The 26,997-nt window shown below is 58.8% G+C and carries 23 protein-coding genes and 3 tRNA genes; 2 read left to right on the top strand and 24 right to left on the bottom strand.

The window, feature by feature from the left end:
* Positions 1–466 precede the first annotated feature (466 nt).
* The 3 genes from ampE to POS17_RS04265 all read right to left on the bottom strand — a co-directional run bounded on the left by ampE (position 467) and on the right by POS17_RS04265 (position 4,146).
* Positions 467–1,303: a regulatory signaling modulator protein AmpE gene (gene ampE, locus POS17_RS04275; RefSeq protein WP_060837496.1), complete on the bottom strand. Its 837-nt coding sequence runs from the start codon at positions 1,301–1,303 to the stop codon at positions 467–469.
* A complete protein-coding gene (ampD, locus tag POS17_RS04270; RefSeq protein ID WP_060837495.1) occupies positions 1,300–1,860 on the bottom strand; it encodes a 1,6-anhydro-N-acetylmuramyl-L-alanine amidase AmpD in 561 nt (186 codons plus the stop codon). The genes ampE and ampD overlap by 4 nt, the downstream gene beginning before the upstream one ends.
* 63 nt (positions 1,861–1,923) lie before the next feature.
* A complete protein-coding gene (locus tag POS17_RS04265; RefSeq protein WP_060837494.1) occupies positions 1,924–4,146 on the bottom strand; it encodes a DUF1631 domain-containing protein in 2,223 nt (740 codons plus the stop codon).
* Between the two features lie 363 nt (positions 4,147–4,509).
* On the opposite strand from POS17_RS04265, the gene nadC reads away from it, so the two are divergent.
* On the top strand, positions 4,510–5,358 hold the full coding sequence (gene nadC / locus POS17_RS04260) for a carboxylating nicotinate-nucleotide diphosphorylase (RefSeq protein ID WP_060837493.1): 849 nt from the start codon (positions 4,510–4,512) through the stop codon (positions 5,356–5,358).
* Between the two features lie 40 nt (positions 5,359–5,398).
* On the opposite strand, the gene POS17_RS04255 is transcribed toward nadC, so the two are convergent.
* The 18 genes from POS17_RS04255 to rlmE form a co-directional block, all read right to left on the bottom strand.
* Positions 5,399–5,695 (bottom strand): DUF6388 family protein, encoded by a 297-nt coding sequence (locus tag POS17_RS04255; protein ID WP_042942084.1) that lies wholly within the window; start codon positions 5,693–5,695, stop codon positions 5,399–5,401.
* Between the two features lie 269 nt (positions 5,696–5,964).
* The gene (locus POS17_RS04250; RefSeq protein WP_082729316.1) at positions 5,965–6,486 is read right to left on the bottom strand and encodes a hypothetical protein; all 522 of its coding nucleotides are present in this window, start codon (positions 6,484–6,486) and stop codon (positions 5,965–5,967) included.
* Positions 6,487–6,965: 479 nt separating this feature from the next.
* Positions 6,966–7,041: transfer RNA gene (locus POS17_RS04245), tRNA-Thr, on the bottom strand.
* Positions 7,042–7,159: 118 nt separating this feature from the next.
* Positions 7,160–9,265: a polyribonucleotide nucleotidyltransferase gene (gene pnp, locus POS17_RS04240; protein WP_016967781.1), complete on the bottom strand. Its 2,106-nt coding sequence runs from the start codon at positions 9,263–9,265 to the stop codon at positions 7,160–7,162.
* A 197-nt stretch (positions 9,266–9,462) separates the two neighbouring features.
* Positions 9,463–9,732 carry a 30S ribosomal protein S15 gene (rpsO, locus tag POS17_RS04235; protein ID WP_060837491.1) on the bottom strand — a complete coding sequence of 90 codons (270 nt, stop codon included), beginning with the start codon at positions 9,730–9,732 and terminating at the stop codon, positions 9,463–9,465.
* A 115-nt stretch (positions 9,733–9,847) separates the two neighbouring features.
* Positions 9,848–10,765 (bottom strand): tRNA pseudouridine(55) synthase TruB, encoded by a 918-nt coding sequence (gene truB / locus POS17_RS04230; RefSeq protein ID WP_060837490.1) that lies wholly within the window; start codon positions 10,763–10,765, stop codon positions 9,848–9,850.
* Positions 10,766–10,768: 3 nt separating this feature from the next.
* Positions 10,769–11,170, bottom strand: coding sequence for a 30S ribosome-binding factor RbfA (rbfA, locus tag POS17_RS04225; RefSeq protein ID WP_016967778.1), 402 nt, complete (start codon positions 11,168–11,170; stop codon positions 10,769–10,771).
* A 159-nt stretch (positions 11,171–11,329) separates the two neighbouring features.
* Positions 11,330–13,846 (bottom strand): translation initiation factor IF-2, encoded by a 2,517-nt coding sequence (infB, locus tag POS17_RS04220; protein WP_060837489.1) that lies wholly within the window; start codon positions 13,844–13,846, stop codon positions 11,330–11,332.
* 27 nt (positions 13,847–13,873) lie between these two features.
* Positions 13,874–15,355 (bottom strand): transcription termination factor NusA, encoded by a 1,482-nt coding sequence (nusA, locus tag POS17_RS04215; RefSeq protein WP_011059201.1) that lies wholly within the window; start codon positions 15,353–15,355, stop codon positions 13,874–13,876.
* 47 nt (positions 15,356–15,402) lie between these two features.
* Entirely contained in the window at positions 15,403–15,861 is a 459-nt protein-coding gene (rimP, locus tag POS17_RS04210; RefSeq protein ID WP_041120545.1) for a ribosome maturation factor RimP, read from the bottom strand.
* 130 nt (positions 15,862–15,991) lie between these two features.
* Positions 15,992–16,068: transfer RNA gene (locus POS17_RS04205), tRNA-Met, on the bottom strand.
* Between the two features lie 96 nt (positions 16,069–16,164).
* A tRNA-Leu gene (locus POS17_RS04200) sits at positions 16,165–16,250 on the bottom strand.
* A 29-nt stretch (positions 16,251–16,279) separates the two neighbouring features.
* Entirely contained in the window at positions 16,280–16,663 is a 384-nt protein-coding gene (gene secG, locus POS17_RS30695) for a preprotein translocase subunit SecG (protein ID WP_015634120.1), read from the bottom strand.
* Positions 16,664–16,667: 4 nt separating this feature from the next.
* Positions 16,668–17,423 carry a triose-phosphate isomerase gene (gene tpiA, locus POS17_RS04190; RefSeq protein ID WP_011059200.1) on the bottom strand — a complete coding sequence of 252 codons (756 nt, stop codon included), beginning with the start codon at positions 17,421–17,423 and terminating at the stop codon, positions 16,668–16,670.
* 66 nt (positions 17,424–17,489) lie between these two features.
* Positions 17,490–18,827 (bottom strand): phosphoglucosamine mutase, encoded by a 1,338-nt coding sequence (glmM, locus tag POS17_RS04185; protein ID WP_016967235.1) that lies wholly within the window; start codon positions 18,825–18,827, stop codon positions 17,490–17,492.
* A gap of 16 nt (positions 18,828–18,843) precedes the next feature.
* Positions 18,844–19,695: a dihydropteroate synthase gene (folP, locus tag POS17_RS04180; protein ID WP_060837487.1), complete on the bottom strand. Its 852-nt coding sequence runs from the start codon at positions 19,693–19,695 to the stop codon at positions 18,844–18,846.
* 8 nt (positions 19,696–19,703) lie between these two features.
* Complete coding sequence (gene ftsH, locus POS17_RS04175) at positions 19,704–21,608, bottom strand: ATP-dependent zinc metalloprotease FtsH (RefSeq protein WP_060837486.1); 1,905 nt, start codon at positions 21,606–21,608, stop codon at positions 19,704–19,706.
* Between the two features lie 201 nt (positions 21,609–21,809).
* Complete coding sequence (gene rlmE, locus POS17_RS04170; protein ID WP_016967229.1) at positions 21,810–22,439, bottom strand: 23S rRNA (uridine(2552)-2'-O)-methyltransferase RlmE; 630 nt, start codon at positions 22,437–22,439, stop codon at positions 21,810–21,812.
* A 105-nt stretch (positions 22,440–22,544) separates the two neighbouring features.
* On the opposite strand from rlmE, the gene POS17_RS04165 reads away from it, so the two are divergent.
* Complete coding sequence (locus tag POS17_RS04165) at positions 22,545–22,853, top strand: YhbY family RNA-binding protein (protein WP_007920867.1); 309 nt, start codon at positions 22,545–22,547, stop codon at positions 22,851–22,853.
* A gap of 12 nt (positions 22,854–22,865) precedes the next feature.
* Here POS17_RS04165 and POS17_RS04160 read toward each other — a convergent pair whose 3' ends face one another.
* The 3 genes from POS17_RS04160 to carB are packed head-to-tail and all read right to left on the bottom strand — an operon-like array spanning position 22,866 to position 26,993.
* Positions 22,866–23,270, bottom strand: coding sequence for a hypothetical protein (locus tag POS17_RS04160; RefSeq protein ID WP_060837485.1), 405 nt, complete (start codon positions 23,268–23,270; stop codon positions 22,866–22,868).
* Between the two features lie 28 nt (positions 23,271–23,298).
* Positions 23,299–23,775, bottom strand: coding sequence for a transcription elongation factor GreA (gene greA / locus POS17_RS04155; RefSeq protein ID WP_060837484.1), 477 nt, complete (start codon positions 23,773–23,775; stop codon positions 23,299–23,301).
* Entirely contained in the window at positions 23,772–26,993 is a 3,222-nt protein-coding gene (gene carB / locus POS17_RS04150) for a carbamoyl-phosphate synthase large subunit (RefSeq protein WP_060837483.1), read from the bottom strand. Before carB ends, greA begins: the two co-directional genes overlap by 4 nt.
* Positions 26,994–26,997: the final 4 nt, after the last annotated feature.

Here is a 26,997-nt window from a genome sequence, read left to right as displayed (position 1 = left end):
AGCACGGATTTTTCCAGGGCCAGGATCTTGCCTTCCAGGTCCCCCGCCTTGCCCGATTGTCCGAGACCGGCGTTGATCTGCACCAGGTTGTTGAGCGTCTCCAGATCCCGGCGCAGGCTCAAGCTGCTGCCCAGCAGGTCGAGGCTTTGCAGCTCGACCCGGGTGCCCTGGAACTCGCGGTAGGAATCACGCACCAGATAGAAGTTGGTCACCAGCATGGGCACAAAGAACAGCACGCTGATCAGGCTGAACTTCATGCCGAAGCTCAGGCGGTTCATCAGCGCGACAGCGGGATAGAGCAAGCTCTTCACAAAGAAGTCTCCCTTTTCTTTTATTTTTATTGGCAGGCAGGCGAAGGCAGCAGATAGCCACTATTCGGCGCTCCGTCTGTATAGCTCAATTTCGGGGGAGGTTTTGTAACTTAAAGTTAACCGCTGTGGATGAGGGAGCATGCTCCCTCATTCGTTCAGGCCAGGACGGTCCACAGGGCAAAACCGGCGTACCAGAGCACGGCGGCCCGCAGCAGCAATTCCCAGATGCGGTCCAGGCTGTTGATGCCTTCGGGGCCGGTCAGGGGTGGCGGAATTTCAGCGGCCACCAGGCCGACCCGCTCCACCAGCTGGGCAGCACTGATGTGCCAGTTGAGCAACTCGTGGAGCATCACCCGGCTCACGGCCACGAAGTTGCCCACCAGGGCGAAGCTCGCCGCCAGCAGGCGCACGGGCAACCAGTCGAAGGCATGGCGCAGTTGCGCGGCACGCTCCACCAGGGCGGGATTCTTGCCGTGCTCGGCAGCCAGGGCCAGCAGGCGGTAGCTCAAGGCTGCCACCGGCCCCAGCAGGAAGTACCAGAAGATCACCACAAAGAAGCTCTGGAAGGCCTGCCACAGCACATAGCCCTGCACCCGCTCCAGCAGTTGCTCGCCGCTGTCGGCGCCAATGTCCAGGTCACGCTTGGCGACATGCACCGCCGCTTGCAGGTCCTCGCGCCGCCAGGCGTCGCGAAACGGCCCGAGGCCCCCAAGCAGATCTCCGCGCCCCAGGGCGTAGATCACCACCAGCAGATGCAGCGGCAAGGCCAGCAGCCCGTAGGCCACCGGTTGCAGCACCAGTAACAGCAGACCGAGCAAGGCCACCGGCAGCAGCACCAGTATCAGCAACAGCCACCAGGGGTGTGCGGCCAGACGCGGGCTGGACTCCAGCTGCGCCAGGTTCTTCAGCCACCAGCCGTCACGCTGCACCCGCTGCCGCAAGGCCGAGAATTTCTCGACCCACACCGCTAGCAGCAACACTAGAAAACTCATTGTCCTTCCCCCTTTTCCAAGGCGGCACGATAGCGTGCCCAGTCGAAAGCCCGACCCGGGTCGGTCTTGCGCCCGGGCGCAATGTCGCTATGGCCACAGATCCGTTGTGTGGTGATGGCGCTGTAGGCGGCCTGCAATTGTTCGGTCAGGGCGCTCAAGGACCGGTACTGGGCCTCGGTGAACGGCAGCTCGTCGGTGCCTTCCAGTTCGATGCCAATAGAAAAGTCGTTGCAGGTATCGCGCCCCTCGAAGCTCGACACCCCCGCGTGCCAGGCCCGGTCCAGACAAGAGACAAACTGGGTGACCGCGCCGTCACGTTCGATCAGGAAATGCGCCGAGACGCGCAAATCGGCAATCCCGGCAAAATACGGGTGCTCTGTGACATCAAGGCGATTCTGGAAGAATTCCTGGACCTTGCCGGTGCCGAACTGCCCCGGCGGCAAGCTGATGTTATGAATCACCAGCAGGGAGATTTCCCCCGCGGGACGTTGATTGAAATTGACTGACGGGCAGTGCCGCACGCCGTGACACCAACCCGTGGCAGGGTCCAGCCGCATACCGATTCCTTCAACTAAAGCCTTGAGTGGCCCAGTATGCCGCGTTACCCCCTCGGGTTGCGATCACTTGCCGTGATTGAGTCGCTGCAGATTGCCGATCACCGACTCCAGGGCCCGGTCGAACAGCAGGGTGTCGTCCAGAGCCCGTACCGCGCCGCGCTGGAACTCCAGGGCCAGGCCCATGCGCGTGCGCTCCAGGACCTTCATCCCGGTGCGATTGACGAACACGTACTTGGCCACGGGATGGGGGACAATCGCCGCCAGCTTGCAGCGCAAGGTGGTGTCCTCCTCTTCCTGGAACTCGACCCAGGCCCCCAGCCGCAATTGATCGACCAGCAGCAGGCTGGGGTCGTTGGCCGGCAGGACCAGGGGCGCAGCCTCCAGCGGTCCTTCCTCGGCAGAAGGCAGGACAATCTCCTGGGCGACCACGATCATTTGCGCAGGCTCGGCCGGCGAAGCGCTCCCGCGCAGCAGCGGCGCCAGGGCCTGGCGCTCGAATGCCTGAAGATGCAGGGCCTCCAGCTGGCTGAAGAATTCGCTGGTGGCAAAGGGATCGACCGCCGCACCGTTCAAACCGTCACGCAGGCCCTTGAGCAGCCCCGGCACCCGTTCCAGCAAGCGCATGGCCGCGTCCGCTTGCGGCTGGGGCTGCACACTCCAGATCAAGTCGTGCAGGGTGCGCTCGGCGGTCTGCCACTCGACGGAGTCATCGCCGTGCCTGAGGCAACTGAGCAGCAGCACCTGACTCCAGGCATCGCGAACAAAATCCACCACCTTGTGCGGCAGTACCTTGCCCAGCAGCGCCTCATTGAGTGCCTGCTCGACCCGGCGCCGGGCCAGTTCCGCCTTGGCTCGTCCTTCCTCGGCGTCTCGGGTGCGCTGCTCCAGCAACTCGGCACGACGTCGTTCGTCGGCGGTAAAGGCGAGAAAGTCGGCCAGCAGTTCGGAGAAGATCGCCGGGTCGTCGCTGAACTCGCTCAACAGGCGCTGCACCACCTGTTCGATGCGCAGGTACAGGCTGTCGCGCTGGTGGTCGTCGCAACCGCCCCAGCCCATGGCCGCCGCGGCGATTTCATTGAGCAGGCGTCGAGCCGGGTGGTTGCCGCGACTGAAGAAGCTCTTGTCCAGCACCGCGACCTTGAGCATGGGAATCTGCAGGCGCCCGATCAGCGCCTTGAGCGAGTCTGGCAGGTTGCGATCATCGAGGATGCACTCGAAGAGCATGGCGATCAGGTTGATCACGTCCTCGTCGGCCACGTCCACCACCCGCGACTTGCCGCTCTTGACGCTGACCCGGGTGAGCAGTTGCTCCAACTGGTTGCGCAGGTCGAAATCTTCCTGGGCGCTGGGGGGCGGTACGTATTGCTGCAGGTGCGAGAGCAGGCGCATCAGGTCGCGGGTGGAAATCGGCTGCGTCTCGGCGCTGGCTTCCAGGGTCGGCGCCACGCTGCCACGCACCTGCAGAAGCAAGGTCTGCAAGGCCGCGAAAACTTCCTGCACGCTCTCGTCGAGCTGGCATTGGCTGGGCTTGGTGCCTTCGCCAGCCTGTGCCTGGGCTTCGACCCGGGCTCGGTCCGAGGCTCGACGCGCCGGTGGCGGCATCAGCTCGGGCAGAATGCCGGTGGCGATCAACAGCTGGTTGGCTTCGCCAAAAAGCTGCTCGGCATCGCTGAGCACGTAACGCTCGAACAGCTTGAGGATGATCAACTTGACCTTGATCTCCACCCCCAGACTGCGCCCGGCCTGCAGGAAGTACTCACAAAGCAGCGCCGGCCCCAGGGGATTCTCCGCATCCAGCAGGCGTCGGCCCAGCAGCGCACTCAGGCGCTCCGTCAGTTGCCCGAGGGCAAAGCCTTCGCGGTTGAGGACCTTGGCCACCATGGCCTGCACCGCGACGTTCTTTTCCAGGTCATCCCGGGAGGGATCAAGGGACGGGTCGTATGCCACCGCGTGGGGAATGACCAGGGCGGGGTCGTATTGCACCAGGCTGGCAAAGGCTTCGAAAAACTTCTCCAGGAATGCGCGTTCGATGCTCTTGCGCTTCAGGCGCAGGTCGCGCATGGCTTCGAACAGGGTGTTCTGCTCGACATTGTTCTGGGCACGATCGGCCATTTCGAACAGGGTGTCGTCGGCGTTATCGAACAGCTCCTGCAAACCGTGGCGCAGTTGCTGGGCGGCCTTGTCACGAACCTGAAGCAGAATCACCGGCAGGCGGGCAAGCGGCGAAGCGTTCGCCTGATCTGTAGCCGCCTTGTGCAAAGGCACTACATTCCCGTCGTTGTGCATCCAAGCCTCCTGGAAAGGTGTTTCTTCGGTTCGAGATCAAGATTCAGTCAAGCCGACGGCGCTCACAGTCGGTTCTCAGCGGAGGCGGGTGCACTCCACAGCACTGCGTTTAAAAGGGAGCCAAAGATACGTCAAAGCTATGACGTCAATTACAAGTCATATTATCTTGTAAAACTCCCCTCTTGCGCCAGCAGACTCTGTCGCCTCTCCGGAAATAACCCTCAACTCACCAAGAAAGTTCACTTATCCCCATCAGACAAAACGACGGAAGAGCGGTTCGCCAGAGACTTGCCGGCACTTGCCGCCTTGGGTTCGCTGATCCCATGCCCCTATAATCGGCGCACCTTGATTGTGGAGCCCGTTATGCCGAATCTACGCCTCGCCGACCTGACCGCCGAAATCGAAGCCAACGTGCGCCGCGCGTTGCTGGAAGACATCGGCAGCGGCGACATCACCGCGCAATTGATCCCGGCCGAACGCCTGGCCAAGGCCACCATCATTACCCGCGAAGCCGCGGTCATCGCCGGCACAGCCTGGGTGGACGCAGTGTTCCGCCAACTGGATCCGCGGGTCGCCGTGCACTGGCAAGTGGCTGACGGCGAGCGAGTGGTGCCCAACCAGGCGCTGTTTCACCTCGAAGGACCGGCCCGGTCGCTGCTCACTGGCGAACGCAGCGCGTTGAACTTCCTGCAACTGCTGTCCGGCGTGGCCACCCGTGCCCGCTATTTGGCCGACTTTGTCGCCGATACCCAGGTCAAGCTGCTCGATACCCGCAAGACGCTCCCAGGCTTGCGCCTGGCGCAGAAGTACGCGGTCACCTGTGGCGGCTGCCACAACCACCGCATCGGTCTGTATGACGCCTTCCTGATCAAGGAAAACCATATCGCAGCCTGCGGGGGCATCGCCCAGGCCGTCAGCGCCGCGCACAAGATCGCCCCGGGCAAGCCGGTGGAGGTGGAAGTGGAAAGCCTTGGGGAGTTGAAGCAAGCGCTGGCAGCCGGAGCCGACATCATCATGCTCGACGAACTGAGCCTGGACGACATGCGCGAGGCCGTGCGCCTGAATGCCGGCAAGGCCAAGCTGGAAGCCAGTGGCGGGATCAATGAAAGCACCCTGCGGCCGATTGCCGAAACCGGGGTGGACTACATTTCCATCGGCGCCATGACCAAGGACGTGAAGGCTGTGGACCTGTCCATGCGCCTGAGCCTGTGATGGATGAAAAACGCCAGCCTGGATCAGGCTGGCGTCGGGCTCAATCGTCGATTTCGTTGAGCTGCAGATAGTCCTCAAGGTCCATGCCCAGCGCTTCAGCAACCTCCTGATGCACCTCCAGCCGCATGGCCTTCAACTCCTCCGGTGTCTCGGCCACCAGATCGAGCACCAGCTCCCACGGCTCGATGCCGCGAGACTCTGCCTCGTCCTCAAACGCCCATTGCGCTTGCTGCTTCTGTTCTTCGGGGCTCAGGGCGCTGATTTCCTCTTGCAAGGAAGGCGTGGCAGCCAGGTACCGTTCAAGCGCTACGTCGATTCTTGCCTCTTTAGGAATCATCTCGTTCTCTCTGATCATGGGAATGGAAGATGGATCTGGATCGTTGGGATCTCTCTGCCGCAAAAAATCGTCGTGAACGGCGATTTATCTGGCCTTCAGAACCATTCGGGATCATCTGAAAACAGCATGCTGGTACTCAGACAGCAACCGAATATAGGACCTTTGAGCGACGATTTATATGACCTGATGCACCCATGAGGGAAAAATCGGCGAATTTGCGGGCCATCATCAGACACAGGCCCACCAGAAACCGCAGGAAACAAGGTTGCTCAGCCAGTTGTTGTGTCTTTTCTCAAGCAAACGCCTGCCTTGCCGAGCTCGAAAAATCTTCTGAGATTTTCCAGGATGTCGTACTGCTGGACTGTTCCATCGCGGGCAATATTCATTTCAGCCTTGGTCACCCACAAGTGTCCTTCCTTGCGTTGATTAGGAATAACGGAGAGCACGATATTGAACTTTGTAGCCTCAGGAGGCGTTCCGGCTGACTTAGGTTCATAAAAATTGAAAGTCAGCTGGTTATCATCATTGGGCGAGACGCTCTGCGCACTGACAACAGGCAGTCCAGCCTTCGCAGCTGCTGGAAAACGAGCCGAGAACAACACGTTTCTGCCCCGCACTTCTTTGGTGATCTCCAGATAATATTGTTCAGCATCTTTCACATTCGCCGGAGTCGTGCACTCTTCGCCCTCCATTGCAAAATACTGCCCCTCAAACTCATATGTAGGGGCCTTCTCGCAGGCTGCAAGGGCCAGCGACACTGCGCCAATCAACGCCAACTTCCACTTCTTCACGCTGAACACTCCATGATTCCCGGGCGCCATTATGGGCAATGCCGTTCGCTGGCACCACCTGATTCATGGCCAGCATCAAGTAACCGCATAAGCAACTAAGTACGACTCCCATCCCACCACGAAAGCATTGCCCTCAAATGCCAACGGAGAAACGGCCAGAAGCACGATAGGCACTAACGAATATAAAAAACGAAGTTTCGGTTCGGCTGACTATTTACCGACTGTAAGATCCTTTAAAAATGCCATTCAACAATCAACTACATGAGTAGCCAATTAAATAGAACAGCACGTCCAGCAATCCTCAGAATAAGCCGTGACGACTATCAATAATTTGTTATGAAGACTGCCCATGAACTCAACACAGGTTAAACCTGGCTGACGGCATTTCTTGAAGACGTATCTTTCGAGGGTGCTCATTCAGCACAAGATGGACTTTGCTGGAGGGGCCATACAGTTGCAAACCGCTCCAAACTCGATTCTGGTGCCGGTGACAGGAATCGAACCTGCGACCTTCGCGTTACGAGTGCGCTGCTCTACCGACTGAGCTACACCGGCGTGGGCTAAAACCTAGCACCCGCTCCCTGGACCAGCAACCAAGAAGCCTTGCCGCAGATAGCAAAACGCCCCGAACCAGTCGGGGCGTTTGCTTGTTCAGCATGAGGCTATAGGACGATTAAACGCCCGAAGCCTTGGCCGCTGCCACGTCTTTGATGGACAGCTTGATACGGCCGCGGTTGTCCACGTCCAGTACCAGCACTTCCACTTCCTGACCTTCTTTCAGGATGTCGGTGACTTTCTCAACGCGAGCGTCGCTCAGCATGGAGATGTGCACCAGACCGTCCTTGCCCGGCAGGATGTTGACGAAAGCGCCGAAGTCGACGATGCGCTCAACCTTGCCGAGGTAGATCTTGCCGATTTCGGCTTCCGCGGTGATGCCCAGAACGCGCTGACGCGCGGCTTCTGCAGCTTCCTTGGTTTCGCCGAAGATCTTGATCGAGCCGTCGTCTTCGATGTCGATCGAAGCCTTGGTCTCTTCGCAGATCGCGCGAATGGTGGCGCCGCCTTTACCGATGACGTCACGGATCTTGTCGGTGTCGATTTTCATCGCGATCATGGTCGGTGCGTTGGCCGACAGTTCGCTACGGGACTGACCGATGATCTGGTTCATCTGGCCGAGGATGTTCAGGCGAGCTTCCAGGGCCTGGCCCAGGGCGATCTCCATGATTTCTTCGGTGATGCCCTTGATCTTGATGTCCATCTGCAGCGCGGTCACGCCTTTGGCGGTACCGGCTACCTTGAAGTCCATGTCGCCCAGGTGATCTTCGTCACCCAGGATGTCGGTCAGGACGGCGAACTTCTCGCCTTCTTTAACCAGGCCCATGGCGATACCGGCAACCGGTGCCTTCATCGGCACACCGGCGTCCATCAGTGCCAGGGAAGCACCGCACACGGAAGCCATGGAGCTGGAACCGTTGGATTCGGTGATTTCCGACACTACGCGGATGGTGTAAGGGAACACGTCGGCGGCTGGCAGCATGGCCTGGACCGAACGACGGGCCAGACGGCCGTGACCGATTTCACGACGACCCGCGCCGCCCATGCGACCACACTCGCCCACCGAGAACGGAGGGAAGTTGTAGTGCAGCATGAAGGGGTCTTTCTTCTCGCCTTCCAGGGTGTCCAGCAGCTGTGCGTCGCGGGCAGTACCCAGGGTCGCAACCACCAGGGCCTGGGTTTCGCCACGGGTGAACAGGGCCGAACCGTGGGTCTTCGGCAGGACGCCGACTTCGATGTTCAGCGGACGTACGGTGCGGGTGTCGCGGCCGTCGATACGTGGCTTACCGTTGACGATGTTTTCGCGAACGGTGCGGTATTCGATCTCGCCGAAAGCGGCTTTGACCTCGGCAGCCGAAGGCTGGCCTTCTTCACCGGAGAGCTTGGCAACCACTTGGTCTTTCAGCTCGCCCAGGCGTGCGTAACGGTCGGCCTTGACGGTGATGGTGTAAGCCTGGGAGATGGCTTCGCCGAACTCGGCACGGATAGCGCCCAGCAGTTCGGTGGCTTCTGGGGCAGCAGCCCAGTCCCAGGTAGGCTTGGCCGCTTCGGCAGCCAGCTCTTTGACAGCCTTGATCACCGACTGGAATTCGTCGTGGGCGAACAGTACCGCGCCCAGCATCTGGTCTTCGGTCAGCTCTTTGGCTTCCGATTCAACCATCAGTACGGCTTCTTCGGTACCGGCCACGACCATGTCCAGGCTCGAAGCAGCCAGTTGTTCGTAGGTCGGGTTCAGCAGGTAGCCGGTGCTTTCGTGGAAAGCCACGCGAGCGGCGCCGATCGGGCCGTCGAAAGGAATGCCGGAGATCGCCAGGGCAGCCGAGGTACCGATCATCGCAGCGATGTCCGGATCGGTCTTCTTGCTGGTGGAAACCACGGTGCAGACAACCTGCACTTCATTCATGAAGCCTTCTGGGAACAGAGGGCGGATCGGACGGTCGATCAGACGCGAGGTCAGGGTTTCTTTCTCGGAAGGACGGCCTTCACGCTTGAAGAAACCGCCAGGGATCTTACCGGCAGCGTAAGTCTTTTCCTGGTAGTGCACGGACAGAGGGAAGAAGCCCTTGCCTGGATCCGCTTGCTTGGCGCCCACCACGGTCACCAATACGCTGACGTCGTCGTCAACGGTGACCAATACTGCGCCGGAGGCTTGACGGGCGATACGGCCAGTCTCGAGGGTGACGGTCGACTGACCGAACTGGAATTTTTTGATTACCGGGTTCACGGTGTCCTACCTTCTTTGTGGCTCTTGGGGAAACTTGCTTCTTGCGAAATTCTTGGGCAATGCGGGGAATCGGCCCAGCCTTTATTGTCCAGGTAAAACAGTGCAGCAGATAAAACTTGAGGCTGGAAGCCTGCCATACGCCGGCGGAAAAACCGCTGACGCATGGCAAACAACCAACCTCATAGCGCAATCGCTGATTAGCGACGCAGACCCAGACGAGCGATCAGGGTGCTGTAACGGCTCAGGTCTTTGCCTTTCAGGTAGTCCAGCAGCTTACGACGCTGGTTTACCATGCGGATCAGGCCACGACGGGAGTGGTGGTCTTTACCGTTGGCTTTGAAGTGACCTTGCAGTTTGTTGATGTTGGCGGTCAGCAGTGCAACTTGCACTTCTGGCGAACCAGTGTCACCAACAGCTTGCTGGTAGTCGGTTACGATCTGAGCTTTTTCTTCAACGCTGAGTGCCATGTGGGCAATCCTTATATCAGGAAACTGTTCAAGAACAGTTTCAACAGGCCAGGGACAAATCCCTGTATCTATAAATGAGTAGTGACCGTGCCTGTTAACAGCCACCCTCGTCCGGTCATTCTGACCGAATCAGTCGACGCGGCGCGATGCGCCCGTCTTCGCTCACTTCACCGATACCGATGAAGCGACCGTTGTGATCCTGTACCCGCACCATGCCGAACTTCGGTGCATCCGGGGCACGTACCGGCTGGCCATTGAGCCAGTAGAACGCGCTGTGCTCCGAGAACTGCAGCAGCGGCCAATCCAGCAAGCCGCTGTCCGATGGCATCAGGAAGCGGTCTACCGCTTCGTTGCCGCCTTCGGCGTGCACGGCTTCAAGCTCTTCCAGGGTGACCGTCTGGGCCAGGCTGAAAGGTCCGGCCTGGGTCCGTCGCAGTTCTGCAACGTAAGCACCGCAGCCGAGCTTTTCACCGATATCTTCCACCAGGGTGCGGATATAGGTGCCTTTGCTGCAGTCCACCGCCAGGCGCGCAGTGTCGCCTTCACAGGCGAGTAATTCCAAGCGCGCAATAGTAACAGAACGCGGTTCGCGCTCCACCACTTCCCCTGCACGAGCCAGTTTGTAGAGGGGCTGGCCATCGCGCTTGAGGGCGGAGTACATCGGCGGTATCTGTTTGATTTCACCGCGAAATTCCGGCAATACCGCTTCGATATCGGCACGACCAACGGTCACTTCACGGGTCTGCAAAACTTCGCCTTCAGCGTCCGCCGTGGTGGTGGTCTTGCCCAATTGCATCAGGGTTTCGTAACCCTTGTCGGAATCGAGCAGGTATTGCGAGAACTTGGTGGCCTCGCCAAAGCACAGCGGCAGCACACCGGTGGCCAGGGGGTCGAGGCTGCCGGTATGACCGGCTTTCTCGGCATTGAGCAACCAGCGGACTTTCTGCAGCGCCGCGTTGGAGGTGAAGCCCAGCGGCTTGTCCAGGAGGATGATGCCGCTGACGTTACGACGGATACGCTTGACCTGAGCCACCGCTTACTCCTTGGCGTCTTCAGGGGCAGGCGCGTCGCCATGCTGGCTGTCTTCAGCCACGGCACGCTCGATCAGGGCCGACAGGTGTGCCCCGCGAGCCACGCTTTCGTCGTAATGGAAGTGCAGTTGCGGCACGCTGCGCAGCTTCATTTCCTTGGCCAGTTGCATGCGCAGGAAACCTGCCGCCGAGTTCAGCACCTTGATGCTCTGGGCGATCTCTTCGGCGTTTTCCTGGCCCATCACGGTGATGAAAATCTTCGCGTGACCGACATCACGGCTGACTTCCACGGCGGTGATAGTCACCAGGCCGACGCGTGGATCCTTGACTTCGCGACGGATCAGCTGCGCCAGTTCGCGCTGCATCTGATCACCGATGCGTTGGGTACGGCTGTATTCTTTTGCCATGTCTTGTTACCTGTTACTGCCTCACGGTGAAACCCGTGTGGTCTGAAAGCGGCAAACGCCCGGCCTGGCAGGAGCCAGACCGGGCGTTGCGTTTAGAGGCCGCTGGAGGCGCCGGGCACTTGCATGCGGCGGGCCACCAGGGCTCTTGAAGTGCGCGAGTTAGAGGCTGCGAGCAACCTGGACCTTCTCGAAGACTTCGATCTTGTCGCCGACTTTGACGTCGTTGTAGCTCTTCACGCCGATACCGCATTCCATGCCGGCACGCACTTCGGACGCGTCATCCTTGAAGCGGCGCAGGGATTCCAGCTCGCCTTCGAAGATAACGATGTCTTCACGCAGTACACGGATTGGACGGTTACGGTGCACGACACCTTCGATGACCATGCAACCGGCGATCGCGCCAAACTTCGGCGAGCGGAACACGTCGCGAACTTCGGCAACACCCAGGATGTTCTCCCGAACGTCGCTGCCCAACATACCGGTCAGGGCTTTCTTGACGTCTTCGATGATGTCGTAGATCACGTTGTAGTAACGCATATCCAGACCTTCCTGCTCGACGATCTTCCGTGCACCGGCATCGGCACGCACGTTGAAGCCGAACAGTACAGCGTTGGAGGCCAGTGCCAGGTTGGCATCGCTCTCGGTGATACCACCGACGCCGCCGCCCACTACGCGCACTTGCACTTCGTCGTTGCCCAGGCCGTTCAGAGCGCCTTGCAGAGCTTCCAGCGAACCACGGACATCGGATTTGAGGACGATGTTGAGCGTCTTCTTCTCTTCCTGGCCCATGCTTTCGAAGATGTTTTCCAGCTTGCCGGCGTGAGCACGGGCCAGCTTGACCTCGCGGAACTTGCCTTGACGGAACAGAGCCACTTCACGGGCTTTCTTCTCGTCGGCCACTACGCTCATCTCGTCGCCAGCGTCCGGAGTACCGTCCAGGCCGAGGATCTCGACCGGAATGGAAGGACCGGCTTCCTTGATTGGCTTGCCGTTCTCGTCGAGCATGGCGCGCACGCGGCCGTAGTTCGAGCCGACCAGCACCATGTCGCCTTGACGCAGCGTACCGTCCTGAACCAGCACGGTGGCTACCGGGCCGCGGCCCTTGTCGAGACGGGATTCAACCACGACACCACGGCCAGGAGCCGAAGGAGTCGCCTTGAGTTCCAGTACTTCGGCTTGCAGCAGAACGGCTTCGAGCAGGTCGTCGACACCCGTACCCATTTTCGCGGAGACCGGTACGAACGGCGTATCGCCACCCCAATCTTCCGACGTCACGCCGTGAACCGAGAGTTCACTGCGGATACGGTCCAGGTCGGCGCCCGGCTTGTCGATCTTGTTCACCGCAACCACCAGCGGAACGCCGGCAGCTTGAGCGTGCTGAACAGCTTCAACGGTCTGTGGCATCACGCCGTCGTCCGCTGCAACCACCAGGATCACGATGTCGGTGGCCTTGGCACCACGGGCACGCATGGCGGTAAACGCGGCGTGACCTGGGGTGTCGAGGAAGGTGACCATGCCGCGCTCGGTTTCTACGTGGTAGGCACCGATGTGCTGGGTAATGCCACCGGCTTCGCCCGCGGCCACTTTGGCGCGACGGATGTAGTCCAGCAACGAAGTCTTACCGTGGTCAACGTGGCCCATTACGGTCACGACCGGCGCACGGGCAACCGCTTCACCTTCGAACTTCAGGGACTCGGCCAGGGAATCTTCCAGGGCGGTGTCGCTGACCAGAGTCACTTTGTGGCCCAGTTCTTCAGCAACCAGCTGGGCAGTTTCCTGATCCAGAACCTGGTTGATGGTGGCTGGAGTACCCAGCTTGAACATGAACTTGATGACTTCGGCAGCCTTGACCGACATCTGCTGGGCCAACTCGCCCACAGTGATGGTCTCGCCGATCTGCACGTCACGTACCACTGGCCCGGTCGGGCTCTGGAAACCGTGAGCGTTGCGTTTCTTCAGCTTGGCCTTGCCGCGACCACCACGACGGAAGCCATCGCTTTCTTCGTCGGTGGTACGTGGAGCAACACGCGGTGCTGGTGCCTTTTCCTTGACCGAAGCACGATGCGGAGCGTTTTTGCGCTCGCCATCGCCGCTGCGACGGTTGTCGTCGTTGCGGGACTTGTCCGGACGGCGCTGCTCGTCTTTCTTGCGCTCGGCCACTGGTGCCGGAGCGGCCACCGGTGCTTCTTGCACAGTTTCGACCACAGGCGCAGGTGCAGGGGCTGCAGCAGCTTGCGCAGCAACAGGCTCGGCAACCGGAGCAGGCTGGCGACGCGCTTCTTCTTCGGCGCGACGCTTGGCTTCTTCTTCAGCCTTTTGACGAGCAGCATTTTCTACTGCGCGACGTTCTTCCAGTTCGCGTTGACGCTCGGCTTCGATTTCTTCCGGGCTGCGCTGCACGAAGACTTTCTTCTTGCGCACTTCAACGCTGATGCTCTTGCTGCCAGCAACACGCAGGGTGCTGGTGGTCTTGCGCTGCAAAGTGATCTTGCGCGGTTCTTCCACTTTCGCCTTGTGGCTGCTTTTCAGATGAGTCAGCAACGACTGCTTCTCACTGTCGCTCACATGTTCCTCGGCGGCGGTGTGCGGCAGACCTGCCTCACGCATCTGCTGCAGCAGGCGCTCTACCGGTGTTTTGACCTCATCGGCCAGTTGTTTCACCGTGACTTGCGTCATGCACTTCTCTCCTCAGGCCGCGCCTAATTACTCGAACCAGTGGGCTCGGGCGGCCATGATCAACTTGCCGGCACGATCATCGTCAATGCCGTCGATGTCGAGCAGGTCGTCAATAGACTGCTCGGCCAGGTCTTCGCGGGTAATTACGCCGCGCACCGCCAGTTCCATCGCCAAATCCTTGTCCATACCCTCAAGCGAGAGCAGGTCTTCGGCCGGATGGGCGTCTGCCAGCTTTTCCTCAGTAGCGATGGCTTTAGTCAACAGGCGATCCTTGGCCCGAGCGCGAAGCTCGTTGACGATGTCTTCGTCAAAGCCGTCGATGTTGAGCATTTCTTCCAGCGGTACGTAGGCAATCTCTTCCAGGCTGGTGAAGCCTTCATCAACCAGAACCTGTGCCAGTTCTTCATCGACTTCCAGCTCATCGATGAAATTGCGCAGGATGTCGCCGGTTTCTGCTTGCTGCTTGGCCTGGATGTCCGATTCGGTCATCACGTTCAGGGTCCAGCCAGTCAATTGGCTGGCCAGACGCACGTTCTGACCACCGCGACCAATGGCCTGAGCCAGGTTGTCTGCGCCAACGGCGATGTCCATGGCATGGGCATCTTCGTCAACGATAATTGCCGCGACCTCAGCCGGCGACATGGCATTGATCACGAACTGCGCCGGGTTCTCGTCCCACAGGACGATGTCCACACGCTCGCCGCCCAACTCGCCGGAAACGGCCTGGACGCGCGAACCGCGCATACCAATGCACGCGCCCTGCGGGTCGATGCGCTTGTCTTTGGAGCGGACTGCGATCTTGGCCCGCGAACCCGGATCACGGGAGGCGGCCATGACTTCGATCAGGCCTTCGGCAATTTCCGGCACTTCGATACGGAACAGCTCGATCAGCATTTCCGGCGCGGTACGCGACAGGATCAGCTGCGGGCCGCGGTTCTCGGTGCGGATTTCCTTGAGCAGCGCACGCAGACGCACGCCAACCCGGAAAGTCTCACGGGAGATGATGTCTTCACGGGCCAGCAACGCTTCGGCGTTGTTACCCAGGTCAACGATCACGTTGTCACGTGTCACTTTTTTCACGGTGCCGGAGATGATTTCACCCAGGCGCTCGCGATAGGCATCAACTACCTGTGCGCGCTCGGCTTCGCGAACCTTCTGCACAATGACCTGCTTGGCGGTCTGGGCAGCGATACGGCCGAACTCGATGGATTCGATTTTCTCTTCGATCACATCACCGACTTTAGCGTCGGGATGGGTTTCACGAGCCTTGCTCAACCAGGTCTCGACCGCTGGATCATCCAGATCGGCTTCTTCGACCACCGTCCAGCGACGGAAAGTCTCGTAGGAACCGGTGTGGCGATTGATTTCCACACGCAGGTCCACTTCGTCTTCAAAACGCTTTTTGGTAGCAGTGGCCAGGGCCAGCTCCAGCGCTTCAAAAATCACGCTTGCCGGTACACCCTTTTCATTGGATACCGACTCAACAACCAGCAGTACTTCTTTGCTCATCGTACGCCTCGCCTTTCGCAAGCCATTGGATCCGCGGGATCCGCGTCTCAGTCAAAACTGGGAATAATGTTGGCCTTGTCGATCATATCGATCGGCAACAGAAACTCGTGATCATCTACCTGCACCACGACGTCCTGCTCCTCCACCCCGCGGAGAAGGCCCTGAAAATTACGCCGACCTTCGAAGGGCGAGCGCAGCTTGATCTTCACTTGCTCACCGACATACTTGGCAAACTGTTCAAGGGTGAACAGTGGGCGTTCCATGCCAGGAGAGGAAACTTCAAGGGTGTATTCAACGGAGATCGGGTCTTCCACGTCGAGAACACCACTGATCTGACGGCTGACGATGGCGCAATCGTCCACCAACACGCCGCCTTCTTTATCGATATAAACGCGCAACAATGAGTGGCGACCCTGAGCCGAAAACTCAATACCCCAGCATTCATAGCCAAGGGCCACGACCACCGGGGCCAACAAGGCCTGCAACTGTTCTAGCTTGCTCGACACCTGAACCCCCTCGTGCATGCTTGTGCAAATAAAAAATGGGCGAAGCGCCCATCCCGGAAACGCCGTTGAATAGCGGCGCTGTAAAGTGTCCAGCTAACAAAAAGCCCCTGAAAAGGGGCTCCGCTAAAACTGGTTGCGGGGGCCGGATTTGAACCGACGACCTTCGGGTTATGAGCCCGACGAGCTACCAGACTGCTCCACCCCGCGACAAAGCTGGGGCGGAAGTATACGACCGATCCCTTTTTGGGTCAATGTAACCTTCCACCTACAAGAAAGCCCGCAACAGCGGGCTCTCCTGACAATTGGTACCGAGAAGGGGACTCGAACCCCTACACCCTATGGGCACAACCACCTCAAGGTTGCGTGTCTACCAATTCCACCACCTCGGCATAGACTACGTTACTGCGTGAAACTCTTCTTACTTCTGCTCTGGAGCTGGAGGTACGTCAGTCGCACTGTTGGCCGACTTTTGCTCTTGGAGCACCGGGACATCATCAGAAGCCGGTTTTTGCTTTGGTACTTCAAGTACTGCTGGATCTGGCAAACCTACTTGAGTCAGCTGGTGAGCTTTCTCTTTAGCAAAGTAACCTAACCCCAAGCTGGTTATGAAGAAACCGGCGGCAAGTATAGCAGTAAACTTACTAAGAAAGGTAGAGGAACCTTGGCTTCCGAACACAGTATTTGAAGCACCTGCACCGAAAGACGCGCCAGCATCGGCACCTTTACCCTGCTGCAGCAAAACCAGAGCAACTACGCCCAGGGCACCCAGCAGATGAAAAACGACTACGACTGTTTCCAGCATTTTTTCAGTTTCCCGCGGCGCGACAGATCGCACCGAACTCATCTGCATTCAGGGAAGCTCCACCAATGAGCCCCCCATCGATATCCGGCATGCCGAACAGTTCGACCGCATTGGCCGCCTTCACGCTGCCGCCGTATAGAAGCCGCACTCCTCGTGCCACTTCAGAATTCTCTGCCGCCAACTGTGCGCGAATGGCTGCGTGCACATCCTGCGCCTGTTGCGGTGTTGCAGTCAGCCCGGTACCAATGGCCCAGACCGGCTCGTAAGCGATAACCGCATTGGCGAAAGCGCCAACACCCAACTCTTCGATGATGCTGCCCAACTGACGCCCGACAACCTCTAGAGTCTTACCAGCTTCGCGCTGCTCAAGGGTTTCCCCTACACACAGAACCGGCTTCAAACCACAGGCCTGCGCTGCTGCAAACTTGCGGTTGAGAGTCGCGTCACGCTCACCCATGATCAGGCGGCGCTCGGAGTGCCCAACCAGCACCAGGGAGCAACCTGCATCCACTAATTGACTCGGGGCGATTTCGCCCGTCAACGCACCTTGCATGGATTCCACCGCAGAGTTCTGCGCGCCGACCTGAATCGACTTGCCTTTCAAGCCATCAATCACTTGATTGATATACAAGCAAGGCGGGAATACCGCGACATCAACACCGCTTGGCAAGGCCAGATGACGAAGGCCGTTGATCAGCTCAGCGACGCTGGCGCGGGTACCGTGCATCTTCCAGTTACCAGCTACCATAGGGCGACGCATGCTGTACCTCGTCGGTCAAAGTGGGCGCAGATGTTACCCAACCAAAACAACACTGGCAAGCCGAAATCAGGCAGAAACTTCAGCAACCAGTTTTGCCAGCTCATCGGCGTAGGCTCGAACCTGCGCTTCATCGTCACCTTCGACCATGACACGCACCAGAGGCTCAGTACCGGACTTGCGCAGCAAAACCCGGCCACGCCCCGCCATAGCGGTCGTAACGCGCTCACAAGCCTCTTTCACAGCAGGATGCTCAACCGGACTGTCGCCGCCACCAAAACGGACGTTGACCAGCACTTGAGGGCATTTGCGCAGACCCTGGCGTGATTGCGCCAGACTTTCACCACGCGCCTTGAGCGCCATCAGCACCTGCAGCGCGGCAATGATTGCATCACCGGTGGTCGCGTGGCGGAAGCACACGATATGGCCGGAATTCTCTCCACCCACCAACCAGTTGCGCTCAAGCAGCTCAGCAATCACATAACGGTCGCCAACATTGGCTCGCACAAAAGGAATACCCAGATCCGCCAACGCCAGCTCAAGACCGAGGTTACTCATGAGAGTACCGACCACGCCGCCCTGCAACTTGTCTCGCTCATGCAGATCACGAGCGATGATGAACAACAGTTCGTCACCGTCAACGATGGCGCCGGTCTGGTCGACCATCAGCACCCGATCACCGTCACCGTCGAAGGCAATCCCCAGGTCCGCATGCTCCGCCAGAACTGCCGCCTGCAGTTGCGCCATATGAGTCGAACCGCAGTTCTCGTTGATGTTCAGGCCGTTAGGTTGCGCACTAAGCACCGTCACTTGCGCACCCAGCTCACGGAACACACTGGGCGCTACCTTGTAGGTCGCGCCGTGAGCACAGTCCAGGACGATCTTCAGGCCGGCGAAGCTGGTGCTGGAAGGCACGCTGCTCTTGCAGAACTCGATATACCGCCCCGAGGCGTCATTGATTCGCGATACCTTGCCGAGTTTGCTCGACTCGACCACGGTCATCGGAGCGTCCAGCAACTCTTCGATCATCAGCTCTACTTCGTCGGGGAGCTTGGTACCTTCGCCCGAGAAGAATTTGATGCCGTTGTCATCGTGAGGATTGTGCGAAGCACTGATGACAATGCCCGCTTCGGCGTGAAAGGTGCGCGTCAGGTAAGCGATCGCCGGTGTTGGCATCGGCCCCAACAACATCACATCCGCGCCGGCGGCGGACAATCCGGCCTCCAGAGCCGACTCGAACATATAGCCAGAAATACGGGTGTCCTTGCCCACCAGCACCCGGCAAGCCCCCATGCTGCGGAAAGCCATGCCTGCCGCCCAGCCGAGCTTGAGCATGAAGTCTGGAGTGATCGGGTATTCGCCCACACGACCACGAATGCCGTCGGTGCCAAAGTATTTCTTCGTCATAAGTACTCCATCATTCTTATTCGGCGGATTCCACTGCCGCAATCATTCGCACCACATCCACCGTTTCGGCAACATCATGGACGCGGATAATCTTCGCGCCCTTGGTCACCGCCAGTGCCGCAAGTGCCAGACTGCCGTGCAATCGCTCGGCTAAAGGTCGATTCAGGGACTGACCAATCATGCTTTTGCGCGACACCCCAACCAGCAGGGGGCGCCCAAGGGCATGCAAGGTCTCCATATGCTTGAACAGACTCAAATTGTGCTGCAGGGTCTTGGCAAAACCAAAGCCCGGGTCAAGGACAATGCGCTCAGCCTCGATCCCCGCCGACGCACACGCGGCCATCCGCTCAAGCAGAAACTCACTCACCTCCCGAGCGACATCCTCGTAGTGCGGGTTGTCCTGCATGTCGCCAGGCTCACCGAGCATATGCATCAGGCATACAGGCAAACCTGTAGCGGCCGCCGCATCCAGGGCACCATCACGGCGCAATGCGCGCACATCATTGATCAACCCCGCTCCCTGGCGAGCAGTTTCGCGCATGACAGCCGGCGTTGAGGTATCAACGGAAATAACCACATCCAGCTCGCGATTAATTCGCTCCACGACCGGGGCCACACGCTCCAACTCTTCCAGAGGCGATACCGCACGGGCACCTGGCCGCGTCGACTCGCCGCCGATATCGATCAGCGTAGCACCAGCCAGGACCATGGCCTCGGCATGCCGCAAGGCGACATCCAGCTGGCTGAAGCGACCGCCATCAGAGAAGGAATCGGGGGTTACATTGAGAATGCCCATGACATGCACACGGGCCAAATCAAGAACCCGGTTGCCGCAAGGCAACCGGGTGGAGGAAGGAACAGAAGTCATTTAAAACCTTAGTGGTCGGCAGCAGGGCCGCCGATGGGTGTTTCCGGACGTTCGTTTTGCACCACTGGAGGAGTAGTGCCCGAACCGCCCTCCCAATCACGAGGTTCACGCGGCGTGCGCCCGGCCATGATGTCGTCAATCTGATCAGCATCGATGGTTTCGTACTTCATCAGGGCGTCTGCCATGGCGTCCAGCTTGTCGCGGTTGTCGGTCAGGATCTGCTTGGCAGTGCCGTAGCACTGATCAATGATGCTGCGCACTTCAGAGTCGATCAGCTTCGCCGTTTCAGCGGACAAGCTGGCGTGCTGGCTGCCCGCACTACGACCCAGGAATACTTCGCCCTCTTCTTCCGCGTACATCAACGGACCGAGCTTTTCGGACAACCCCCACTTGGTGACCATGTTCCGGGCAATCTGACTGGCGCGCATGATGTCGTTGGATGCACCGGTGGTCACACCGTCAAAACCAAGAGTCATCTCTTCTGCGATACGGCCACCATAGAGCGAGCAGATCTGGCTGATCAGGGCTCGCTTGGACAGGCTGTAGCGGTCTTCTTCCGGCAGGAACATGGTGACGCCCAACGCCCGACCGCGAGGAATGATCGAGACTTTGTAGACCGGATCATGCTCAGGCACGACTCGACCGACAATGGCGTGGCCAGCTTCGTGATAAGCGGTGTTCTGCTTTTCTTTCTCGGACATAACCATGGATTTGCGCTCAGCGCCCATCATGATCTTGTCCTTGGCCAGCTCAAACTCTTTCATTTCGACAATACGCTTACCGGTACGCGCCGCGAACAGCGAGGCCTCGTTCACCAGGTTCGCCAGGTCCGCACCGGAGAAGCCCGGAGTACCGCGCGCGATCACTGCCGGAGCCACATCTTCGCCCATTGGCACTTTGCGCATGTGAACCTTGAGAATCTGCTCACGACCGCGAATATCCGGCAGCCCCACCACCACTTGACGGTCGAAACGACCGGGACGCAGCAGCGCCGGGTCGAGTACGTCTGGACGGTTGGTAGCGGCAATCACAATGATGCCGTCGTTCATTTCAAAGCCATCCATCTCAACCAGCAATTGGTTGAGGGTCTGCTCACGTTCATCATGACCGCCGCCCATGCCGGCACCACGGTGACGACCGACAGCGTCGATCTCATCGATGAAAATGATGCATGGCGCATGTTTTTTGGCCTGTTCGAACATATCGCGAACACGGCTGGCACCAACACCGACGAACATCTCGACGAAGTCGGAACCGGAAATGGTGAAGAACGGCACCTTGGCTTCACCGGCAATGGCCTTGGCCAGCAGGGTCTTACCGGTACCCGGAGGACCGACCATCAGCACGCCGCGAGGAATACGACCACCCAAACGCTGAAACTTGCCTGGATCACGCAGGAACTCAACCAGCTCGCCAACTTCCTCTTTGGCCTCGTCACAACCTGCGACGTCAGCCAGAGTGGTTTTCACTTGATCTTCAGAGAGCAGACGCGCCTTGCTCTTGCCAAAGCTCATCGGCCCACCTTTGCCGCCTGCCCCACCCTGCATTTGCCGCATGAAGAACATGAAGACTGCAATGATCACCAGGATCGGGAAGCTGGCGACCAACAGTTGGGTCCAGATACTTTGCTGCTCAGGTTGTTTGCCTTCGACCACAACATGGTTGTCCACCAAGTCGCCAATCAGGCCGTTGTCCTGAATCGCAGGGCGGATGGTCTTGAAGCTGTCGCCATCGTTGCGCTTGCCGGTAATAACGTAGCCATCAACAGCTACGCGCTCGACCTTGCCATCCTTAACTTGCTGGATGAAGTCGGAATAGTTGAGGGTCTGCGGCTCGTTAGGGCTGGAGAAGTTGTTCATCACCGTCACCAGGACGGCAGCGATGATCAACCACAGGATCAGATTCTTTGCCATGTCGTTCAATTAACTACCCTCTGAAGCAAGCTCCGCTACTGGCGCGCGCTTCGCATGATATTCACCGGCCTAACTTACTACATTACCTACAGCTCTGGCAGGCGCTGTCTGTAACCCTATGTGAAACTTAGACTACACAATATGCGTTTAATCTGACGGGGCGAAATACGAAAATCCTATCACCCCGGTCAAAAACCTTACTCACTCACTACGACCCCGGAAGCCGCGCCCAAGCAGATACTGCTCTCGGGAACGGTCACGAGAGGACGTCGGCTTACGCATCTGTACCTTCTCGAACATCTGCCGAACGCTCTTGTGGTACTCGTCAAAACCTTCACCCTGGAAGATTTTGATCAGAAAATCACCACCTGGACGTAGTACACGGCTGGCAAGGTCCAGCGCCAATTCGCACAAGAACATCGCCCGCGGCATATCCACAGCCGCTAACCCACTCATATTGGGGGCCATATCGGAAATCACAAGGTCGACTTCCGAATTTCCAACAGCCTCGAGAATCTGTGCCAGCACCGCATCCTCGGTGAAGTCCCCTTGAATAAAGGTCACATCGGGAATGCTGTCCATCTCCAGGATATCGGAAGCAATCAGTCGCCCCTGACCACCAATCAGACGACTGGTCACTTGCGACCAGCCACCCGGCGCAGCACCCAGGTCGATAACACTCATGCCAGGACGGATAAGCCGGTCCTTTTCCTGGATCTCCAGTAGCTTGTAGCTGGCACGAGAACGATACCCATCTTTTTGCGCCATTTTGACGAATGGGTCGTTGAAGTGCTCTTTCAGCCAGTTATGGCTTGTCTTGGAACGGGCCACGGGCCACCTCAAAAATAAAACGGGTCGTGATTAACTGGGCGGTCCCGGACTCGCTCGGGTAAACTGGCCGCCGCTTTTTACAAGATCAGACGCAGGGGTCAGATTATGCCGCTCACTCAAGAGCAGAAGAAACAGTACAAATCCATTGGCCACCATCTGAAACCAGTATTGACTGTGGCTGACAACGGTTTGACCGAAGGTGTGCTAGCCGAACTTGAACGCGCCTTGAGCGATCACGAGCTGATCAAGATCAAGCTCAACATCCTTGAGCGCGAGTCGCGCCTGGAAGCCATTGCCGAACTGTGCAAAGCCGGCAAAGCGGATCTGGTGCAAGTTATCGGCAAGATGGCGTTGATCTACCGCAAGAACGCCAAGGTAAACAAGCAATTGTCGAACGTCCATCGTTTCCACTGACGTCGACAAGGGTCAAGGGTGTGCCTGGCGCACCCTTCCACCCCATCCCGGCACTGGCTGCAATACCAATACCAGACCGGAAAACCCCAGAACCAGATAGCTGAACAACTGCCAGCGCTGAGCCTCCGGCAGCAGAATGCGTACAGTGAAATACATCCCGCACGCATACATCGCCATCAACAGCAGTTGCCCCCGAATATCCCGCCATAGACTTTTCAGCCCTTCGGACTGAATCAGTACCGCCGCCTGCAGGATCAGGCATGCCGCCGAAAAACCCACCAACAACGCACTGAGCAAGGTGGAAATTTCTTCGATCAGCAAAGGGGCAAGACCAATCTGCCCCAGGGCGGGAAGCAAGCCGAGATGCAACAACCACAAGCCGCCAACCCACAACATCTGGGTCAGCTGCCAAAGCATGGCGCCCGCTTGCAGCGGGCGCCTTCTTTCAGATGTGACGGACTTCGACAATCTCATACTCGATAACGCCGCCAGGCGTTTTGACCGCCACCACATCACCCTCTTCCTTGGCAATCAAGGCGCGAGCGATCGGCGAACCGACGGAGATTTTACCGAGCTTGATATCAGCCTCGTCCTCACCAACGATCTGGTAGGTGACACTTTCGTCGGTTTCGACGTTAGCGATCTCCACCGTGGTACCAAAAATCACCTTGCCGCTATGAGGGATGGTCGTGACATCAATGACCACCGAGTTCTGCAAGCGGCCTTCGATATCACGGATCCGCGCCTCGACCATACCCTGCTGCTCACGAGCAGCATGGTATTCGGCGTTTTCTTTCAAATCACCCAACTCACGGGCCGTACCGATGTCCTGGCTGAGCTTCGGACGCACGACCTTGGTCAGGTGAGCATGCTCTTCTTCCAGGGCGCGAGCGCCCTGGACGGTCATTGGGTATTTATTCATGCCTTCAATCCTGCGTGTAGATCCTGCAAGCGACGCACGGTCTTTTCCGGACCGAACTTCAACGCTTCGCAGATAGCTTCGCCAGCAGCAATGGTGGTAGTGCAGTAGATCTTGTGCTGCAAGGCGTTACGACGAATGGAATACGAGTCAGCGATAGACTGACGACCTTCAGTGGTGTTGATGATCAGGGTGACTTCGTCGTTCTTGATCATATCGACCACATGCGGACGACCTTCAGTCACCTTGTTCACGCGACGCACTTTCAGGCCGGCCGCCTCGATCACCTTGGCGGTGCCTGCCGTCGCAACCACTTCGAAGCCCAAGTTGATCAGATCACGGGCTACGCCTGCAACCAGCGGCTTGTCATCATTACGCACGCTGATAAATGCAGTGCCGCCAGTTGGCAATACTTCACTGGCGCCCATCTGGGCCTTGGCAAAGGCTTCACCGAAAGTATCGCCCACACCCATCACTTCACCGGTGGACTTCATCTCTGGGCCGAGGATCGGGTCAACACCCGGGAACTTGGCAAAGGGGAACACCGCTTCCTTGACGCTGTAGAAGTTCGGAATGATCTCCTTGGTGAAACCCAGCTCTTTCAGAGTCTTACCCGCCATCACACGGGCAGCGATCATTGCCAGCGAGACACCGATGCACTTGGACACGAAAGGCACGGTACGGGAGGCACGCGGGTTCACCTCGATCACGTAGATCTGCTCACCCTGCAGGGCCAGCTGCACGTTCATCAGACCGACCACACCCAGCTCCAGGGCCATTTTCTTGACCTGCTCACGCATCTCGTCCTGGATGTGCGCCGGCAGCGAGTAAGGCGGCAGCGAGCACGCGGAGTCACCGGAGTGAACACCGGCTTGCTCGATGTGCTGCATGATTGCGCCGATCACCACATCGGTGCCGTCACAAACGGCGTCCACATCCATTTCGATGGCACAGTTGAGGAAGTGGTCCAGCAGCACCGGGCTGTCGTTGGACACCTGAACCGCTTCGCGCAGGTAGCGCTTGAGCTCTTCTTCCTCGTAAACGATTTCCATCGCCCGACCGCCCAGAACGTAGGACGGACGCACCACCAGCGGATAGCCAATCTTGGTCGCGGCACGAATCGCTTCGTCTTCGCTGCGCACGGTGGCGTTTGGTGGCTGACGCAGGTTCAGGCGCTCGACCATCTGCTGGAAACGCTCACGGTCTTCGGCACGGTCGATAGCGTCAGGGCTGGTACCGATGATCGGCACGCCGGCCGCTTCCAGGGAACGAGCCAGTTTCAGCGGAGTCTGGCCGCCGTACTGCACGATCACGCCTTTAGGCTTCTCGACGCGGACGATTTCCAGCACGTCTTCCAGGGTCACTGGCTCGAAGTACAGGCGATCAGAGGTGTCGTAGTCAGTGGAAACGGTTTCCGGGTTGCAGTTGACCATGATGGTTTCGTAACCATCGTCGCGCAGCGCCAGCGCAGCATGTACGCAGCAGTAGTCGAACTCGATACCTTGGCCGATACGGTTTGGACCGCCACCCAGGATCATGATCTTGTCGCGGGTCGACGGCGCGGCCTCGCACTCTTCTTCATAAGTCGAGTACAGATAAGCGGTGTCAGTGGCGAACTCGGCAGCGCAGGTGTCGACGCGCTTGTAGACCGGGAACACTTCCAGTTTGTGACGGTGAGTACGCAGGTTTTTCTCGGTCACACCCAGCAGCTTGGCCAGACGCTGATCGGAGAAGCCTTTGCGCTTCAGGCGGAACATCAGATCGCGATCGATGGCCGACAGACCCAGGGTCTTGACCCTCTCTTCTTCCTTGATCAGATCTTCGATCTGCACCAGGAACCAAGGGTCGATCATGTTCATGCCGAAGATCTGCTCGACAGTCATGCCGGCACGGAAGGCATCAGCCACGTACCAGATACGCTCGGCACCCGGCACGGTCAGTTCGCGCTTGAGCACGTTCATGCTTTCCGGATTGCTCAGGTCGAGCTTCGGATCCAGGCCGCAAACGCCCACTTCCAGGCCGCGCAGGGCTTTCTGCAGGGATTCCTGGAAAGTCCGGCCGATGGCCATGACTTCACCAACAGATTTCATCTGGGTGGTCAGGCGTGCGTCGGCCTTGGAGAACTTCTCGAAGGCGAAGCGTGGCAACTTGGTCACGACGTAGTCGATAGACGGCTCGAAGGACGCCGGAGTCTTGCCGCCGGTGATGTCGTTGGACAGCTCATCCAGGGTGTAGCCCACTGCCAGCTTGGCCGCGACCTTGGCGATCGGGAAGCCGGTAGCTTTCGAGGCCAGCGCCGAAGAGCGGGACACCCGCGGGTTCATCTCGATCACGACCATGCGGCCAGTGTTCGGGCAGATGCCGAACTGCACGTTGGAGCCGCCGGTTTCCACGCCAATCTCGCGCAATACCGCCAGGGAGGCGTTACGCAGGATCTGGTATTCCTTGTCGGTCAGGGTCTGCGCCGGAGCCACGGTGATCGAGTCACCGGTGTGCACGCCCATCGGGTCGAAGTTTTCGATGGAGCAGACGATGATGCAGTTGTCCTTCTTATCGCGGACCACTTCCATCTCGTACTCTTTCCAGCCGATCAGCGATTCGTCGATCAGCAGCTCCTTGGTCGGCGACAGGTCCAGACCGCGGGCGCAGATTTCTTCGAACTCTTCACGGTTGTAAGCAATACCGCCGCCGGTGCCGCCCATGGTGAAGGACGGACGGATGATGCAAGGGAAGCCCAGCTTGTCGAGAACCGCATTGGCCTCTTCCATGCTGTGAGCGATACCGGAACGTGGGCACGCCAGGCCGATGGACTTCATCGCGGCGTCGAAGCGCGAACGGTCTTCGGCCTTGTCGATGGTGTCGGCGTTGGCACCGATCATCTCTACGCCGAACTTCTCCAGAACGCCTTCGCGCTCCAGGTCCAGGGCGCAGTTCAGAGCCGTCTGGCCGCCCATGGTTGGCAGCAGCGCGTCCGGGCGTTCTTTCTCGATGATCTTGGCAACGGTCTGCCACTTGATCGGCTCGATGTAAGTGGCGTCGGCCATGGCCGGGTCGGTCATGATGGTGGCCGGATTGGAGTTCACCAGGATTACCCGGTAACCCTCTTCGCGCAGGGCCTTGCAAGCCTGGGCGCCGGAGTAGTCGAATTCGCAGGCCTGGCCGATCACGATCGGGCCAGCGCCAAGAATCAGGATGCTTTTAATGTCTGTACGTTTTGGCATGGGT

The sequence above is a fragment of the Pseudomonas sp. Os17 genome (assembly GCF_001547895.1).
GTDB lineage: Bacteria > Pseudomonadota > Gammaproteobacteria > Pseudomonadales > Pseudomonadaceae > Aquipseudomonas.
Note: the sequence above shows the minus strand (reverse complement) of the source record. Positions and strands in the feature narration are given on the sequence as shown.